Genomic DNA, 269 nt, shown 5'->3' on the forward strand with positions numbered 1-269 from the left:
GAATGTCAGCGGAATGATGAAAAACAGACATTTATCCAAAGCAGTCCAGGAACAGAGATTTTTTTGGTTTAGAAAACAGCTCGAATACAAATGCAGCGATAAAGGGATCCAGCTTATTGTGGCTGATCGTTTTTATCCATCATCAAAGCTTTGCAGCTGTTGTGGAAATATCAAAAAAGATCTGAAGTTATCTGACAGAGTTTATAGATGTGCATGTGGGAATATGATTGACAGAGATTTCCAGGCATCTATAAATCTCAAGACTTATG

1 protein-coding gene is annotated in these 269 nt (G+C 37.2%); it reads left to right on the top strand.

Annotation, left to right across the window (positions count from 1 at the left end):
* Positions 1–269: transposase (locus LJE11_RS19540; protein WP_227296451.1), on the top strand; the 269-nt coding region annotated here is incomplete at both ends.

This window comes from Blautia sp. DFI.1.216 (genome assembly GCF_020594215.1).
Classification (GTDB): domain Bacteria; phylum Bacillota; class Clostridia; order Lachnospirales; family Lachnospiraceae; genus Blautia_A; species Blautia_A wexlerae.